The sequence below is a fragment of the Sphingobium terrigena genome, from assembly GCF_003591655.1.
Lineage (GTDB): Bacteria > Pseudomonadota > Alphaproteobacteria > Sphingomonadales > Sphingomonadaceae > Sphingobium > Sphingobium terrigena.
Map to the genome: position 1 here is coordinate 1 of NZ_QVRA01000089.1, position 1,200 is coordinate 1,200.

At 59.2% G+C, this 1,200-nt stretch carries 1 protein-coding gene; it reads left to right on the forward strand.

What is annotated here, in order from left to right; all coding sequences use genetic code 11:
- Positions 1-1,170 (forward strand): recombinase zinc beta ribbon domain-containing protein (locus D0Z70_RS24480; protein ID WP_182914111.1); only part of this gene is annotated, 1,170 nt, incomplete at its 5' end.
- Between the last annotated feature and the right edge of the window lie 30 nt (positions 1,171-1,200).

A 1,200-nucleotide genomic window follows, 5' to 3' on the forward strand; every position in this document is an offset into this window, starting at 1 on the left:
GAGTTTGAAAGGAACCAGAGCCATATCGCTGTCAACGCCTTCGGACAGAAGGGCGGCATCAAGTCTGGTCGTGGTGGCCGCGCGTTGCTCGCGGGCCTGCTCACCTGCGGCCGATGTGGAAGACGGTTGGGCGTTGTCTATTCGGGCCGGCCTCCGGGTCATCCCTATTACCGCTGCGAACGTATCAACCAGATGCTGGCCAAGCCACGATGCATGACTTTTGGCGCATCTCGCATCGACCCTGCCATAGGCAAAGAGATATTGAGAGCCGTGACGCCGATGGCGATCGAGGCCGCAATGGAAGCTGATCGGGCGCATCGGGATAATCTGGAAGAACGGCACCGCATGGTGGAGCTGGACTTGCAGCAAGCCCGATACGAGGCATCTCTCGCTGAACGTCGCTATGCTGCCTGCGACCCTGATAACCGCCTGATCGCTGCCCAACTCGAGAATAGCTGGGAAGCAGCGCTCAGGCGTGTGGAAGCCTGTGAAGCGGGTTTGGCCCAAGCGCGACAAATCGATCTGGCCGCGCCGGTGCCAGATTTTGCTGGCATTGCCACCGACCTGGAGACCGCTTGGCGCTCGCCTAACGTCGACATGCGTTGTCGTCAGCAGCTCCTCCGCACGCTCGTGACCGATATCATCGCTGATGTCGATGAAGAGCAACGTGAAGTCATTTTGACGATCCACTGGAAAGGTGGCCAACATTCTCAGCTGCGCATTCGCAAACCCAAAGCAGGCGAACATGGCCAGAGTACGCCCGAAGCCGCCCTTGCCATCATCCGCTCCATGGCCACCCGGTGGTCCGATGCAGACATTGCCGCCACTCTCAACCGGATGGGAATGCAAACCGGACAAGGCAAGACCTGGACAGCGCGCCGTGTCGGCTCGCTGCGCACTGTCCACAAAATCCACGGCTACCGATCCGCCGAAAAGAATGGAGAGTGGCTCACGCTGACCGAAGCCGCCAAAAAGCTTGGGGTTACTGCCCATCGGGTCCGTCGACTGATCAAGGAGGGCGTGCTCCCTACCGAGCAAGTTGTACCCGATGCGCCGCACCAAATCCGAGCCACGGACCTGGAAAAGGACGAAGTGACCCAGTTCCCGCGTCACAGAGGCCCGTGTCGCATCAAAATGGAAAACCAAAAGTCCCTGTTTCCGGACATTTGAAGAGGAGGTGTAGTATGAATCGGTCGTTGC